Here is a 15,206-nt window from a genome sequence, read left to right on the forward strand (position 1 = left end):
TACATGAAACAGTAACTCGGAATCATCAATGCAAAGCAATGTGGCAACTATTAAAACGGGTTCGAAACTTTATGGATAACATTTCATCGTTTCCCAGCGGTGGTCATGGAGTACAAAAAGTGAAGCATAATTAGGATCAGCTATTTAGTCACAGGTGGGATTGGATATATTGGTAGTCATACCTGCGTTCAAATGATTAATGCTGGAATGCAACCCATCATTATCGATAATTTATGTAACGCTAAGATTGAAGTGTTGACTCGCATTAAATCGATAACAGGTCAGTTACCATATTTTTATCAAGGTGATATTCGTGATGAAGTGTTTCTGGATAACATTTTTAGAAAATATGACATTCAGGCTGTGATTCATTTTGCGGGATTAAAAGCAGTAGGTGAATAGTTACTTTTAAGTTGTGTTGTGTCTGGATGATTTTCAAAATTCGATAGTGTTGATTGCTTTATACCCACTCGTTTAGCCAGTTCAGCTTGAGTGATGCTGTCTCTTGTTCTAATGAGCTTTAACTGATTTGCGAGTTGTGCAGGATTGTAAATCATAGATGACTCCAAAAAACGCTTTTACATCTATCCCTTGGCAGGGATAGATAGCTTATAGTTCCCATTAATAGCAGTTACTGCAAAACTTGAGATGAATTAAGAACCGATGATGCAGAGTCATACATAGGCATAAAACTATGTAGGTGACACAGTAGGTTGAGTAGGAAAATGCATTGATTGAAGGTGTCTACGTCTTGCGTTTAACCATACATACCGTTCCATCTTGCAAATTGATAGCAATACGACTAAATCAGAACGTACGTTACATATTGCAATGCATGAAATTATGTATAGAAACCTGAATATTTTTACACATTTAGTACGTTTGAATGACAGCCAATTAGTGTAAGTTGCTTATAAAAATAGTGCCGAGTGATCAGTGTCTACTGAACACTCGGCGAACCAATTGCTATAATTGTGAGGTAATGTAGGTTTTATAGCCGCCAATTAGATTCTTCGCTTTAAATCCCGCATTAACCAATTGACGGTACGCAACGTTACCTCGTAAACCTACCTGACAGTAAATCACGATCTCTTTATCTTTTGGTAGTTCATCCATACGTTGACGGAGTTGGTCTACTGGAATGTTAATCGCGCCTTCAATAAACCCTACAGACTCCAATTCACCAGGATTACGTACATCAAGCAACACCTGACTTTCCGACAGTTTGTCAATTTCATCAAAATGGATCGGTGTAGCATCGCCTTTGATGATGTTGGTGGCAACGAAAGCCGCTTGGTTAATTACGTCTTTTGCAGAACCATACGGTGGTGCATAAGTCAGCTCAAGGTGTTGAAGCTGTTCAACCGTCATACCTGCACGTTGCGCTACAGCCATTACATCAATGCGTTTGTCGACACCATCTTTGCCTACCGCTTGCGCACCAAAGATCTTGCCTGTTTTTGGATCGAACAACATCTTGAATGAGACAATCTCAGCACCTGGGTAGTAACTTGCATGGCTAGCGGTATGAACGTAGACCTTTTCGTACTCAACACCATCACGTTTAAGTTGTTTCTCGTTTTTGCCCGTTGAAGCAACCGCGAGGTCAAAAATCTTACAGATAGCCGTGCCTTGTGTGCCTTGGTAAGTTTCACTGCGTCCGAGCATGTTGTCGGCAGCCATACGACCTTGACGGTTAGCAGGGCCAGCAAGTGGAACTAGAGTTTGTGCACCCGTGACAAAGTCTTTTTCTTCGACTGCATCACCTACAGCGTAGATGCTAGGATCGCTTGTCTGCATCATTTCATTGGTGTAGATACCACCTAATTGACCAATTTGAAGTCCTGCTTCTTTTGCTAACTTAGTCTCAGGACGCACACCGATAGCCATAATCAAGATATCAGTGGTTAACGAATCACCGTTATTAAGGGTCAGGTTGAGTTCACCTTCGACATGTTGGTGCTCAGTGTCTTCGCCAGAGCTAAAGCTAGCAATATGTTGATTTGGTATATACTCAACCGCTTGAAGCGCAACGCCCAGTTTTAAATCGATGCCTTTTTGACGAATTTCAGCGTGTGCAAAGCCCGCCATTTCACGGTCGACAGGTGTCATCACCTGATCTGCCATCTCAATCAGGGTGGTTTTAATTCCCAATTGGTGGAAGGCTTCCATCATTTCTAGACCGATGAATCCACCACCAACAACGGTTGCGTGCTCTGGCTTGTTCATCTGGATGGTTTGCATGATGCGATCCATATCAGGAATGTTACGCAGCGAGTGCGTCAGCGGGTTATCAATACCAGGGATTGGCGGAACGATAGGGCCTGCGCCTGGGCTAAGGAGCAAGAAGTCGTAGCTTTCCGTATACTCACTACCATCCAGTAGGTTCTTAACCGTAACCTGCTTGTTGTGTCGGTCGATAGATATGACTTCGTTCATAACACGAACATCAACGTTAAATCGAGCTAAAAAGCTTTCTGGAGTTTGCAAGAGAAGCTTACTGCGCTCTTTAATATCGCCGCCAATATGGTAGGGAAGACCACAATTTGCAAATGAAACAAACGGGCCGCGTTCAAACATGATGATTTCGGCCTCTTCACTCAAGCGACGAGCACGAGCTGCCGCAGATGCGCCGCCAGCCACACCGCCGACAATTAAAATCTTAGTCATTAATAAACCTCAGTTAACGAAAGCCAAACTTTTTCAAAATGAAAACCGCTGGGCAGATACCAGTAAAGGCACTTTGAATCAAATTTACGCCGACAAAAACGGTTAACCATACAAAGTGACTACTGACTGTGAAAGTAAGTAGCACCGACAATAAAACCATACTTCCTGCTAGTACGCGAATCGCATTTTCCATTGTCATAATCGAGTTTCCTTGTTACCGATTAAATCGAATTAGGTTCAATATAGATTGTTCAATTAGAAAAGTCTAATGTTAATTTATCTAATTTTATTACTGCTAAATTAGAATTGACTAATTTTAATATTTGCGTAATATCTAGAGATGTAATCAATAAAGAGGCAAATCATGGCTACACAAGCAATGAACATCGCAGACATGCAGGACAACGCAACTCAGGCTGCTGATCTACTTAAAGTGATGGCGCATCCTGAGCGTTTAATGGTGCTTTGCCAATTGATTCAAGGTGAGGTGGGTGTAGGACAGTTGCAGCAAAGTTCTGCTCTAAGTCAATCCGCGTTTTCTCAGCACCTGACTGTGTTACGCAAGCATGACCTGATTCAGGCACGCAAATCCTCACAACAGGTTTTTTATTCACTTGCGGATCCACGTGTGGAACCGTTAATCCTGAGCTTACATAGCGTTTTTTGTAAATAAGAAGGTAATCATTTCGATGTTAGAAGTTGTTCCTTGGCACTCGTTATTTGGTGGAATGTTGCTCGGAGTCTCTGCGACTCTGTTGATGCTTTTTAACGGCAAAGTGGCCGGAATTAGTGGTGTGATAAATGGTTTGATCAGCCCACGAAGCGGTGAATTTTCATGGCGTCTGCTGTTTTTCACCGGCATGGTGTTAGGCGGACTACTGAGTGTAGTTCTGCTTGGCGTTGAAGTCCCAGTAACCGAAGGCATTTCTCTCTCTCTACTGATTTCTGCGGGTTTATTAGTGGGGTTAGGTACACGTATGGCGAATGGCTGTACTAGTGGACACGGTATCTGTGGCATTGGACGCTTATCGAAGCGCTCAATCATTGCCACCTGTGTTTTTATGTTGGTTGCTGGTGTAACCGTGTATTTCCGTTTACATGTTTTCCAATAAAGGCGGTTTGATGAACACTTTGTTATTTCGTTTATCTGCATTGATTAGTGGTCTATTGTTTGGCGTTGGTATGGCGCTGTCGGGAATGATTGAACCGCAAAAGGTGATTGGTTTTCTGGATGTTGCAGGACAATGGGACCCAAGTTTGGCATTTGTGATGGGCGGAGCATTGCTTATTTTTATGCCGTGCTATTTTCTAGTGATCAAACCTCGTAAAGCATCTGTTACCGGATGCGAATATAGTTTGCCTAGAGCAAAAAACGTTGATTCAAAATTGATTTCTGGTTCGGCACTGTTTGGCCTTGGCTGGGGAATCGCGGGCATCTGTCCAGGTCCTGCGGTTGCAAGTCTCGGTCTAGGAAATCTATCTATTGTGATTTTCTTCTGTGCTATGGTCGTTGGCTCGCTGCTGGCGAAAGTCATATTCGACAAGAGCAATAACCAGTCACGTATTGTGAGATCCAGCTAGGATCCATTGGAGGAGACATGGAACGTGCGGCAACCAAGGATGGTGTGATTCATTCTGTAATGAATAGCTTCTTCCCAGCAATATTGATTTTTATGTTATTGGTAGTTGGAGCGGCTGCATTATGGCTGACGCCAAAAGAGGAAGACCCGCAAATTGTTGTTCCGATGGCGGACGTATTGATTTCTGCACCTGGACTCAGCGCCCAGCAGGTTGAAAATCAAGTCACTGAGCCCTTGGAAAAACTCCTAAGTCAGATTGACGGTGTCGAATATGTTTACTCTGCATCAATGGAGGGGGCGGCACAGGTCATCGTTAGGTTTTACGTCGGTGAGCCACGTGAAGCGGCGCTAGTCAAACTGTATAATAAGCTCTATTCAAACCAAGATCGTATTCCCCCTTCGGTAAGCCGCTGGTTAGTCAAGCCGATTGAAATTGATGATGTGCCTATCGTCGTTGCTGCGATCTATTCGACTGATGCAGACAAGGTTGACCGCTATCAACTGCGTCGAATTGCTGACCAAGCGACTCTGGGTATTAAAGCCCTGCCTTTGACCAACAGCGTTGCCGTTATTGGTGGTGAGTCGAGAAAGATTCACATCGAGCTTGATTCACTTGCCATGGCTAACTTTGGTGTCACAGTGAGCGATTTGAACTATGCACTGAGCGTAAGTCATACCAAATCCCAAGCAGGCGCGGTGCAAATAGCAGGGCAGCAGTTCCAACTCGAGTCCGGTCAGTTGTTTAAATCTGCGCAAGATATCCAGGATCTTGTCATTGCAGTCGTCAACAATAAACCTGTCTACTTGCGCGATATTGCCTCTGTCGTTGATGGGGCTTCTGAAGCGGCAACCGACACTTGGTATATCTCTTCAGAAACCGCAACTGAGTATCCAGCGGTGTTTATCTCTGTCGCGAAGCAAAAAGGATCGAATGCGGTCGATGTGGCTCAATCAATAGTTGATAGATTTGACTTGCTTCAAGACGAGCAATTTCCCAGCGAAGTTAAGGTCGATATTATTAGGAACTATGGTCAGACCGCTGACGATAAGGTGTCTAACCTGGTCTCTAGCTTAGGAGTTTCAATCGTTACCGTGGTGGTATTTGTCGGTCTGTTCCTTAACTGGCGTAGTGCACTTGTGGTGGGTATTGCTATCCCTATTAGCTATGGGGCGGCGTTGGGAATGGATTTGCTGTTTGGCTACTCAATTAACCGCGTTACCCTGTTTGCACTGATTTTGGCGTTGGGTTTGATTGTCGACGACCCGATCGCGAGCATTGACAATATTGAACGTTTTTTAAAACGAAAAGACTTGTCTCGTTCCAAGGCCATTGTGGCAGCGATGGCAGAGATTCGCAGTGCACTTTTAATGTCCACGGTCGCGATTGTGATTGTCTTTACCCCGATGTTTTTTATAACCGGAATGATGGGGCCTTACATGGCACCGTTGGCATTCAATGTTCCTATCAGTGTTATATTCAGTACTATCGTCGCGTTCTTTATTACCCCTTGGTTAGCCAAAAAACTTCTTAAAGCGACCAAACAACAAGACCATTACCACATAGAAAATTCCTCGCTATACAAACTTTACGCGAGAGTTTTGACGCCTCTGCTTGCCAGTCGTCAGAAGGCGTGGTTGTTCTTAGGCTTAGTAGCGATCTTGTTTTTTGCCGCGGCAACCTTACCTGCTTTGCGTCTCGTTCCGCTTAAACTTTTGCCTTATGACAATAAGAATGAGTTTCAACTGGTGTTGAACATGCCGGAGTCCGCCAGTTTTGCTGACACTTCAAATGCATTGCGCGTATTCGCAGATTATTTGTTACAAGTACCAGAAGTCGAGTCAGTCTCGGGGTTTGCGGGATTAGCGTCTCCGATGGACTTTAATGGCATGGTTCGTCATTACTTTATGCGTAGTGAACCGTATCAAGGTGAGTTGAGAGTGGTACTGGTAGAAAAACATAGCCGCTCAATGCAATCACACCAAATTGTTACGCGACTCAGGGAGGATTTGGAGTCCATTGCACGAAAACAAGACGCAGAGATACAGTTAGCCGAAGTACCGCCAGGCCCTCCGGTGATAGCGACCATCACGGCGGAAGTGTATGGAAATGAGCAGACAAGCTACCAAGAATTGATTACGCAGGCAGACATTGTTGCGCAGAGACTCAGAAGCGAAGCCTTTGTATCAGAGGTCGACACCAGTGTTCAGAAGCAACTGGAGACTTGGCAGTTTATTGTTGATCAGGAGAAAGCAGCGCTTTCAGGCATTTCAGTCCAAGATATCAACGCCACCATAACGGCGGCCAATAAAGGGCAAATACTCGGTTATCTGGCAAGTGCACAGGAAGTAGCGGCTCTGCCGATAGAAATTCGTCTACCAAGAGGTGAGCGTGATTCTTTAGACAGCTTGTTGCAACTCTATGTTCGTGGGCAAGCAGGGGTGGTGAAAGTGTCCATTCAAGGTACGTTCAGTGATGCACCACAGCCTTTAGTTCAGTTATCGGAGCTGGGTGAGTTTGTAAAAAGAGCGGTGGATAGTCCTATTTATCACAAGAACCTCAAACCTGTGGTGTATGTCTATGCAGAGTCAGTTGGCCGTGTTCCTGGAGAGATCGTTGCTGACGTTATTGCAGATCAAAATAGGCATAGTGAACGTGAGTTTACCGACTGGAGCAATCGTACTTATTTTAGTAACGGTTCAGGCCAAAATTGGCAGTTGGACGATAATATCCATGTGGTCTGGAGCGGAGAAGGGGAATGGAAAATCACGGTTGATGTTTTTCGTGACCTCGGAATCGCATATGGTGCGGCTTTGCTAGGCGTGTTTGTTGTGATGCTAATTCAGACGGGGCTGCCTGCTGTCTCTGGCATTATTATGCTTGCTATACCGTTAACCGTGATTGGTATCATGCCGGGATTTTGGCTATTAAATAGCTTGTCGAGCGGCATAAATGGTTATCCAGACCCGGCACTATTTACGGCAACCGCGATGATCGGAATGATTGCATTGGCGGGTATTGTGGTGCGTAACTCTCTTGTTCTCATTGAGTTTATTCAGCAATCCTTGGCTCGCGGCGAATCGTTAAACAATGCTCTACTTCAATCGGGTGCAGTTAGGATGAGACCGATATTACTAACAGCGGGTACTACGTTACTGGGTAACATCGTTATTACTCTCGATCCAATATTCAATGGATTAGCATGGGCAATTATTTTTGGTATTACCGCTTCAACGATATTTACGCTACTGGTTATTCCAGTGGTCTATAACCTCGCTTATCAGAATAAACAGGGCCATGGACTTCCTGTATTGGAGGATGAACAATGATCAATCGTAAACTTTTATTAGGAACCGTTCTCTTCGCCGGACTTGCATTGGTCTTCCTCTACATGGCAGGCGTGTTCACACCTAAAGTCTCTACTCAAATGCAAACACGCGATGCAGTCAATCAAACACAGCCAGTTGTCACTTTGGTTGCTACCGAAGAACGTGTAATGCGACAGTTTCCGGGAACCGTCGTCGCGGATCAAAAAGCGACGATAGCCGCGAGATTAACGGCAACGGTTGTCGAAGTGCTGGTTGAAGTGGGTCAGCCAGTGCGTAAAGGAGACGTGTTGCTGAGATTAGAAAGTGATGACCTTAATGCGCGAGTCAGGCAGACAGAGCAAAGCTTGTCATCTTCACAAGCGCAGTTAAATGCAGCGCGTAAAGAATATGCGCGAATCAAAGAGCTTCTGAACAAGAAATTGGTACCGCAAGCGCAATTCGATCAGGCTGAGAGTACGTTAAAGACGGCAATAGCGAATTTGGAGCAGGCGCGAGCGGCTGTTTCAGAAGCAGAAACAACGTTTGGTTTCAGCGTAATTACGGCACCTTTTGATGGTGTCATTACCCACAAACCGATTAACTTGGGTGACACAGCAACACCAGGTATGGCGTTGCTGTCGATGTATAATCCAGACTCACTCATCGTTGAAGCGGATGTTGCCGAATCAGTCATGCCTGTTTTGTCGATAGGCGCGACGTTAGCGGTTGAGATCCCGACTTACCAGTTGGTGCTAGATGCAAACATCAATGAAATTGCGCCAGCGGCGGATAGCGGGTCGCGCAGTTACCTAATCAGATTGGGTTTCGACACCGAACATACACTCTATCCAGGCAATTTTGCCCGAGTATCTGTTGTTCTAGGCAGTGAAAAAGTACTTAAAGTCCCGGCTGCTGCTATCTATCAAGTCGGTCAACTAGACTACGTTAAAGTGGTCGAAGAGGGGATAGTTCACACTCGACTTGTCCAATTGGGGGATGACTTCCGAGTGCGAAAAGGGCTTGTTGAAGGGGATGTTGTACTACTTAATCCCCGTGATTTGTAGCTAATGAATTTCAGTGCTCAGAGGGCAATGGTCGCTGAGTTGATGGTTGATCACATCGCTGATCGCAAACACATTTTGCTTGGGTGTCGATGCGGCTAGCGTGTCACTCACAATGATATGATCGATGAGTGAGCGAAATTGGTGGGTCTTATTCGGGTTGTTGCGTGACTTCACTTTACAATCCGCCCGACTGGCTTTTGATGCCAGTGATGCGCGAGTCTGGTCTGAGATACCTTTCCATAACCAATCATTTTGATAACCCATGTTGTGGTTAAAATCCCCAAGGATGATATAGGCTTCTTGTTTGGACTCACGAAGCCTTATCCAGTCATTGAGAGCTTGCCCTTGTCCCTTGAGTGTTTGGCACGCTTGGCTGTTATTAAATCGACCTGAACACCCTGCTTTCAGATGAACGGAAAGCGCATGAAGCGGTTGATTGCTTGTTGGCTCAATGATGATGTAACTAGCGAAACGCAGTTTACTGTTGTTAGCGTTATCAAGACGAAGGTCTTTGGCGTTAGCCACTTTAATTCCTTTTCTAACCGCAAAGCCAGTGTATTGATTGATGCTATCGAATTGGTGACGCTGGTTGCTGTGTTCACTTCGCTCAGAAAAGAACGTTTGATATTTTGAGCCAATGACCTTGGTCAATACTTGCGCATCGCTCACTTCCTGAAACGCGACGACATCACTATTGATGTAGATAAAGTGACGGTTTAGTAGCTGATAGTCCGCGTTGCTTCTCTGCGATGCGGAAAACTCTGGTGATGGCTGGCTGCTTAGCCATTCAAAATTCCATGTTGAAAACGTCATCTGTGGTGCTGACACAGCAGGAAGTGAAAAGACCAACAGGAGTGACGCAAAATTTGACCACGTTTTAGGGGCTATCATAGGATTTAATTCATGAACAGAGTTGCAGCCTTTATCCTATAAGAGGTCATAAAATTGCAAGTAGATTTAGTAGCATTTTTGCAATTTTCATCATTTTATTCGTATCTGAGATCAACCCCACTAAGATCGATTTGATCTTGAGCGAGGCTCTTCTTTTATTGATCAAGATCAATACTTTTGCCTCCCTCATCTCGTTAAATACACCACAATATATAGTGTTAGTCGAACAAGAAATCGCCCTATATAGTGTATTTGTGGATAAGTCTGTGGGTATGCTGGGGTAAGGAGAAAAGGTGAAACCAATCGTAATCAAGCGTGATGGCTCAAGAGCTCCGTTTAGCAGGGATCGCATTCAAGCTGCAGTGGAATCAGCAGCCGAGCACGTAGACCAAGAAATCGCATTATACGCACTGAATGTTGCGTTAGCGGTAGAGCTTCAGCTAAAAGATCACGATGAAGTCCACATCCACGAAATCCAGACCCGAGTAGAAAATGAGTTGATGCAAGGGCCTTATAAGTCTTTGGCACGTTCATACATCGAGTATCGTCATGATCGTGATATCGCACGTGAGAAGCAGAGCACGTTGACGCGTGAAATTGAAGGTCTTATCGAAGAGAGTAACGTTGATCTAATCAACGAAAACGCCAACAAAGACGGTAAGGTCATTCCAACTCAGCGCGACCTATTAGCGGGTATTGTTGCGAAGCATTATGCCAAGACGCACATTTTACCACGTGATATTGTTCAGGCTCATGAGATGGGCGATATTCACTACCATGACTTAGATTACGCGCCGTTTTTCCCGATGTTTAACTGCATGCTGATTGATTTACAAGGCATGCTGACACACGGTTTCAAAATGGGTAATGCTGAGATAGACACACCGAAATCCATTTCGACTGCAACTGCGGTAACGGCGCAGATCATTGCTCAGGTCGCCAGTCATATCTATGGCGGAACAACCATCAACCGCATTGATGAAGTTCTAGAGCCTTATGTGATGACCAGTTATCACAAGCATTTGGAGATCGCCAAAGAGTGGGATATTCCCAATCCTGAAGCGTTTGCCTCCGCTCGTACAGAGAAAGAGTGTTATGACGCGTTCCAATCACTAGAGTATGAAGTTAACACACTCCATACAGCAAACGGCCAAACGCCATTTGTGACCTTTGGCTTCGGTCTGGGTACAAGTTGGGCGTCACGATTAATTCAGCAGTCAATTTTGAAAAATCGTATTGCGGGTCTAGGTAAAAATCGTAAAACGGCTGTGTTTCCAAAGCTAGTGTTTGGCATTAAAGATGGGTTAAACCACAAGTCTGAAGATCCAAACTACGATATCAAGCAGTTGGCGCTGGAGTGTGCTTCGAAACGCATGTATCCAGATATTCTCAACTACGACAAAGTGGTAGAGATTACGGGGTCATTTAAGACGCCTATGGGTTGTCGTAGCTTCTTGGGTACCTACCAAGAGAATGGCGAGTTAGTCCATGAAGGACGCAACAACTTAGGCGTGGTAAGCCTTAACTTGCCGCGAATTGCGATTGCTGCCAACCGTGATGAGCGCCAGTTCTACAAGCTATTGGATGAAAGACTGGATCTGGCTCGTCGCGCGCTAGAGACTCGAATTTCACGTCTAGAAAATGTCAAAGCACGGGTAGCACCGATTCTTTATATGGAAGGGGCTTGTGGTGTGCGACTAAAAGCTGACGAACCGATTGCCAACATCTTCAAAAACGGCCGTGCATCGATTTCTCTCGGTTACATCGGTATTCACGAAACGATCAATGCCTTGTTTGGTGATGAAACACACGTCTATGACGATGCTGAACTGCGTCAGAAAGCGGTGGATATCGTCAAGTATCTAAAAGACAAAGTGAATCAGTGGGCAGAAGAGTCTGGTTATGGCTACAGCCTATACGGTACACCAAGTGAGAACCTGTGCAGCCGTTTCTGTCGTATTGATACTAAAGAGTTTGGTGTTATCAAAGGTGTGACAGATAAAGGTTACTACACCAATAGTTTCCACCTCGATGTGGAGAAAAAGGTTAACCCTTACGACAAGATTGATTTTGAAATGCCTTACCCACAAATCTCGAGTGGTGGTTTCATTTGTTATGGCGAATTCCCGAACATGCAACGCAATATTGAAGCGTTAGAAAACGTCTGGGATTACAGTTACAGCCGCGTACCTTATTACGGAACAAATACGCCAATCGATGAGTGTTATGAGTGTGGCTACAATGGTGAGTTCGACTGTACCAGTAAAGGCTTCACTTGCCCGAGCTGTGGGAACCATGACTCGACTAAGGTATCTGTGACACGTCGTGTGTGCGGCTATCTAGGTAGCCCAGATGCACGTCCGTTTAACTTCGGTAAACAAGAAGAAGTTAAACGTCGCGTCAAGCACCTATAAATCGGGTAGTTGAATTGCAACACTAACAAGTAACATTGAGCCCAAAACTGGGCTCAATTTGTTTGAATGAGTAAAGTATGAATTACCACCAATATTACCCCATAGACGTTGTAAATGGTCCAGGCACGCGTTGTACGCTGTTTGTCTCTGGTTGTGTGCATCAGTGTCGCGGTTGTTACAATCAGTCTACTCAACGTTTGGATTCGGGTATCCTGTTTACTCAGCAGGCAGAAGATCAAATCATTGCTGATCTCAACGATACGCGTATCAAACGCCGTGGGTTATCGTTGTCGGGGGGAGATCCACTTCATCCGGCCAATGTACCTCATATACTCAAACTGGTTAAACGAGTACGAGAGGAGTGTCCAAATAAAGATATCTGGGTATGGACTGGTTACACATTGGCAGAGCTTGATGATGCGCAACGTGAAGTGGTCCAATATATCGACACTCTGATTGATGGTAAGTTTGAACAGGACAAACGCGATCTTAACCTTGAGTGGCGGGGGAGTTCGAATCAGATTATTCACCGCTTTAAAATCGACTAGTAGAATTTGCTGCAAAAAGGGCGAAAGTTAAATAAATGTTAAATGATTCGGATTTTTATCCTGTTTTGCACTTTAGCGCTGAAATTTTATTTCTAGATTTATAAATTAGATGTTAACTTGAAGGCCGTTACTTGAATTTCAAAGGGTTGTGACTTTCATGTTCTCTCATTTACCGACTCCTACATTGGATCCTATTCTTTCTTTATCCGTTGCTTACCGCAACGATCCACGCGCCGAAAAAGTTGATCTTGGCATTGGCGTGTATAAAAACAGTGCTGGTGAAACGCCAGTAATGAAAGCGATTTCTCAGGCACAAGACATTGTTGTCGCCACACAAAAAACGAAATCTTACGTTGGTTTGGCGGGGTGTGAAGAGTTTAACCAGTCAATGATTGACTTGTTACTTAAAGGCACTTCAGCGATGGATCGTGTTGCTGCAATCCAGACTCCGGGTGCAAGCGGTGCACTACGTATGTTGGGTGACCTGATGAGGGTAGCCCAGCCAAATACGACGGTTTGGATTTCCAATCCTAGTTATGTCAACCACCGACCAGTAATGGAAGCGGCAGGTCTTAAAGTTAAGCACTACAGCTATTTTAGTCCTGAAACTAAGCAAGTTGATGTTGCTCGTATGATGGATGATCTTGCACAAGCGGGTCCAGAAGATGTGGTTTTACTTCATGGTTGTTGCCATAACCCAACAGGTGCCGACATCAATTTCGATGCTTGGAAAGCGATTACAGAGTTGTCACAGAAAAATGGATTTATTCCCTTTGTTGATATTGCTTACCAAGGATTTGGTGATGGTCTAGAGCAAGACGCACAAGGTCTTCGCCACATGGCTAACAACGTGGAAGAAATGCTGATTACCACCTCATGTTCGAAGAATTTTGGTCTTTACCGTGAACGTACCGGTGCTGCAATCGTGGTTGGTAAGTCGGTCGAAGATGTCAGTAATGCGAAAGGTAAGCTTCTCACTCTGGCTCGTGCAACTTATACCATGCCACCCGATCACGGTGCAGCATTAGTCAAAACTATCTTGCAAAATCAGGAGCTAACCGCAGTTTGGAAGCAAGAGTTAAGTGAAATGCAGCAACGATTGTTAAACCTTCGTCAGACTTTGTGTCATGAATTGAGAAATAGCCACAATACTTCACAATTCGATTTTATTGAGAGCCACAAAGGCATGTTTACTGTGCTAGGCTTTAGCCAAGACCAAATGATGCAACTCCGTGAACAATATGGAATTTATGGAGTAGGCGATGGTCGGATCAACATCGCAGGTTTAACTGAGAAGGACATTCCTTACGTAGCCGAAGCGATTGTGAACGTTTCATAAGTGTTTTGGGGCGAGTTTGCGCCCCTTTTAACACAGCAGTTTGTCAAAATTAGGTGACCGAATGAATAATACGTGGAAAGCACTAATTCCATTTATGCTAAGTGGCGGTTTAATCGCTTGTTCGACAACGGGACAACCTCCTGTAGAACCCGAGCAAAAACCACAGATTGAAGAACCCAAGGTTGAAAAACCGCAAATCGAAGAGCCGAAGCAAGAAATTGAAAAGCCAGTTGCGCCAGTCGTAAAACCTCAACAACCTGTCGTTGAATTAAAACCGAAAAAAACCTCTGATGGTAAATTGTTGCTGGGCGAAGAAGAGTGGGTCTATGTTCCGGGCTTAGATGCCAATTTCAAAGCGCGCGTAGATACCGGAGCGACAACCTCTTCTATCAGTGCAATCGATATTGTTCCTTTTGAGCGCGATGGTAAAGATTGGGTCAAATTCAAGATCGAGCATGAAGGTATCAAGAGCAAAGAAATTGCTCTGCCTGTTCAACGCTGGGTTAAGATCCGCCAATCAAGTGCCGATGGTAGCCACGAGCGCGCGGTTGTGGAAGCATGGATTCAAGTGGGCGAGTTGAAAGAGAAAACAGAATTTACTCTGGCCGATCGCACCCACTTAACGTTCCCACTATTACTCGGACGTAGCTTTTTTAAAGATGTTGCCGTTGTCGATGTCAGCAAAAAATACATTCAAGATAAGCACAAATAATTTATCTAATGGACCAATATTAAGACCAGCACTAGGATTATGTGCTGGTTTTTTTATCTCTCTAGATCATGTTTTTGTTTAATGAATCAGCATCATAATTAACATTGAGTTAATATCTGGCCGAAAAGTCAGCAGTGTGCTCGCTACTATTGAACCCTTAAAAGAACAACATCTCTGTACGATAGAGCGAAGCATTAAACAAACATTTGAAAGGAGTTGTCATATGAAGCACTTGTCTATGGCTATCGTTATGAAAAATGGCAAAGTGTTGGTTCAGGAAAGATTTAGAACATCAAAAGGCATGGTTTTCGAGTTTCCAGGTGGTGCAGTCAATAAAAATGAATCAGGCACTGACGCTGCAGCTCGTGAACTTTACGAAGAGACAAAAATTGATGGTGTGACTCACACGGCAACTTTCAGTGGCATAAATGATTTTGGTGGACGTATTTACTACGCCATTTTTAGTGCCACGGATGAGCATGAGCCGACGGCTGTCGGCAGCGAGCGTCAACAGACTTTTCACTGGTTATCGCCAAGTGAATTGCCTCTCTCTGATTTCTATTCTGCTGATGTTGACTTTATTCAGCGTCATCTGGTTAATTACGCTTAATTCGGTTGCATTAATAGACGAATTTTGTGCGGATAGCAAAAAGCCAACGGATGTCCGTTGGCTTTGCGTATT

14 protein-coding genes and 2 pseudogenes are annotated in these 15,206 nt (G+C 44.5%); 12 read left to right on the forward strand and 4 right to left on the reverse strand.

Features of this window, described 5'->3' with window-relative positions:
* Positions 1-134: pseudogene (locus tag QTN95_RS04845) on the forward strand (IS630 family transposase); the annotation flags it as partial.
* Between the two features lies 1 nt (position 135).
* Positions 136-399 (forward strand): annotated as a pseudogene (locus QTN95_RS04850) (GDP-mannose 4,6-dehydratase); the annotation flags it as partial.
* Here QTN95_RS04850 and hipB read toward each other — a convergent pair.
* The 3 genes from hipB to QTN95_RS04865 all read right to left on the reverse strand — a co-directional run bounded on the left by hipB (position 369) and on the right by QTN95_RS04865 (position 2,869).
* On the reverse strand, positions 369-557 hold the full coding sequence (gene hipB, locus QTN95_RS04855; protein ID WP_443088850.1) for a type II toxin-antitoxin system antitoxin HipB: 189 nt from the start codon (positions 555-557) through the stop codon (positions 369-371). The pseudogene QTN95_RS04850 and the gene hipB overlap by 31 nt on opposite strands.
* A 409-nt stretch (positions 558-966) precedes the next feature.
* Positions 967-2,670: an FAD-dependent oxidoreductase gene (locus QTN95_RS04860; protein ID WP_331416551.1), complete on the reverse strand. Its 1,704-nt coding sequence runs from the start codon at positions 2,668-2,670 to the stop codon at positions 967-969.
* A gap of 13 nt (positions 2,671-2,683) precedes the next feature.
* A complete protein-coding gene (locus QTN95_RS04865; RefSeq protein WP_138970963.1) occupies positions 2,684-2,869 on the reverse strand; it encodes a YgaP family membrane protein in 186 nt (61 codons plus the stop codon).
* 165 nt (positions 2,870-3,034) lie between these two features.
* On the opposite strand from QTN95_RS04865, the gene QTN95_RS04870 reads away from it, so the two are divergent.
* The 5 genes from QTN95_RS04870 to QTN95_RS04890 are packed head-to-tail and all read left to right on the forward strand — an operon-like array spanning position 3,035 to position 8,620.
* Positions 3,035-3,343: an ArsR/SmtB family transcription factor gene (locus QTN95_RS04870; RefSeq protein ID WP_269374852.1), complete on the forward strand. Its 309-nt coding sequence runs from the start codon at positions 3,035-3,037 to the stop codon at positions 3,341-3,343.
* A gap of 16 nt (positions 3,344-3,359) precedes the next feature.
* Positions 3,360-3,782: a YeeE/YedE family protein gene (locus QTN95_RS04875; protein ID WP_138970965.1), complete on the forward strand. Its 423-nt coding sequence runs from the start codon at positions 3,360-3,362 to the stop codon at positions 3,780-3,782.
* Positions 3,783-3,792: 10 nt separating this feature from the next.
* Complete coding sequence (locus tag QTN95_RS04880; protein ID WP_331416552.1) at positions 3,793-4,251, forward strand: YeeE/YedE family protein; 459 nt, start codon at positions 3,793-3,795, stop codon at positions 4,249-4,251.
* A 17-nt stretch (positions 4,252-4,268) separates the two neighbouring features.
* Positions 4,269-7,577 (forward strand): efflux RND transporter permease subunit, encoded by a 3,309-nt coding sequence (locus tag QTN95_RS04885; protein ID WP_331416553.1) that lies wholly within the window; start codon positions 4,269-4,271, stop codon positions 7,575-7,577.
* Positions 7,574-8,620, forward strand: coding sequence for an efflux RND transporter periplasmic adaptor subunit (locus tag QTN95_RS04890; RefSeq protein WP_331416554.1), 1,047 nt, complete (start codon positions 7,574-7,576; stop codon positions 8,618-8,620). Before QTN95_RS04885 ends, QTN95_RS04890 begins: the two co-directional genes overlap by 4 nt.
* Here QTN95_RS04890 and QTN95_RS04895 read toward each other — a convergent pair whose 3' ends face one another.
* Positions 8,621-9,433: an endonuclease/exonuclease/phosphatase family protein gene (locus tag QTN95_RS04895; protein WP_443088851.1), complete on the reverse strand. Its 813-nt coding sequence runs from the start codon at positions 9,431-9,433 to the stop codon at positions 8,621-8,623. It lies immediately after the preceding gene.
* A 371-nt stretch (positions 9,434-9,804) separates the two neighbouring features.
* Between QTN95_RS04895 and nrdD the strand changes: the two genes are divergently transcribed.
* From nrdD to QTN95_RS04920, 5 genes are all read left to right on the forward strand, one after another.
* Positions 9,805-11,925: an anaerobic ribonucleoside-triphosphate reductase gene (gene nrdD, locus QTN95_RS04900; RefSeq protein ID WP_331416556.1), complete on the forward strand. Its 2,121-nt coding sequence runs from the start codon at positions 9,805-9,807 to the stop codon at positions 11,923-11,925.
* A gap of 77 nt (positions 11,926-12,002) precedes the next feature.
* Positions 12,003-12,473: an anaerobic ribonucleoside-triphosphate reductase-activating protein gene (nrdG, locus tag QTN95_RS04905; protein WP_138970972.1), complete on the forward strand. Its 471-nt coding sequence runs from the start codon at positions 12,003-12,005 to the stop codon at positions 12,471-12,473.
* 157 nt (positions 12,474-12,630) lie between these two features.
* Entirely contained in the window at positions 12,631-13,812 is a 1,182-nt protein-coding gene (locus QTN95_RS04910; RefSeq protein ID WP_269374844.1) for an amino acid aminotransferase, read from the forward strand.
* 61 nt (positions 13,813-13,873) lie between these two features.
* Positions 13,874-14,524, forward strand: a complete 651-nt coding sequence (locus QTN95_RS04915) for a putative ATP-dependent zinc protease (protein ID WP_331416557.1) — start codon at positions 13,874-13,876, stop codon at positions 14,522-14,524.
* Between the two features lie 223 nt (positions 14,525-14,747).
* The gene (locus QTN95_RS04920; RefSeq protein ID WP_138970975.1) at positions 14,748-15,134 is read left to right on the forward strand and encodes an NUDIX hydrolase; all 387 of its coding nucleotides are present in this window, start codon (positions 14,748-14,750) and stop codon (positions 15,132-15,134) included.
* The last annotated feature ends 72 nt before the right edge of the window (positions 15,135-15,206 follow it).

Source organism: Vibrio sp. M260112 (assembly GCF_036533775.1).
Classification (GTDB): Bacteria; Pseudomonadota; Gammaproteobacteria; order Enterobacterales; family Vibrionaceae; genus Vibrio.